Below are 428 nucleotides of genomic sequence, written 5' to 3'. Positions count from 1 at the left end.
GGTGCAATATAAGATCTTGGCCTTCCTGTATAATGAAACAAACCACAATCTGCCAGTCTTTGTGTACTCCTTCAGCATGTCATAACTGCGGCTTTCAGTGTAGGTAAATTCAATTTGCATTTTGCTCATCTTTTTGTGGCCCTTTGTCATATTTGCTTTATTGAATCTTGATTTACAGGTAACGCCATGGGCATTGGATGGCCCAATGTCCCTCTTCCTGGCATGTAATGCACTTAGGCTCATCCTTATTCTTCTTTGGGCATGAGTCGGCCATGTGAGCTTCACTGCATATGTAGCAGGCAATCTTGCCACATTTGTTTTTTTGGAGGCACTCAATCTGGTAGCATGTTTCACATACTCGTATTTCCTTTTTTTGGAAGGCCAGGGGCTTGTATTGTTTCCCGAATATATGTACCGTTCCCTGCGAT

1 protein-coding gene is annotated in these 428 nt (G+C 42.8%); it reads right to left on the bottom strand.

Translation table 11 applies throughout. The annotated features are described in order from the left end of the window. On the bottom strand, positions 1 to 428 hold a 428-nt coding region (locus B5P40_RS33965), incomplete at both ends, for a hypothetical protein (RefSeq protein WP_258402222.1).

The sequence above is a fragment of the Bacillus sp. SRB_8 genome (genome assembly GCF_003264205.1).
GTDB lineage: Bacteria > Bacillota > Bacilli > Bacillales > Bacillaceae_G > Bacillus_A > Bacillus_A mycoides.
Note: the sequence above shows the minus strand (reverse complement) of the source record. Positions and strands in the feature narration are given on the sequence as shown.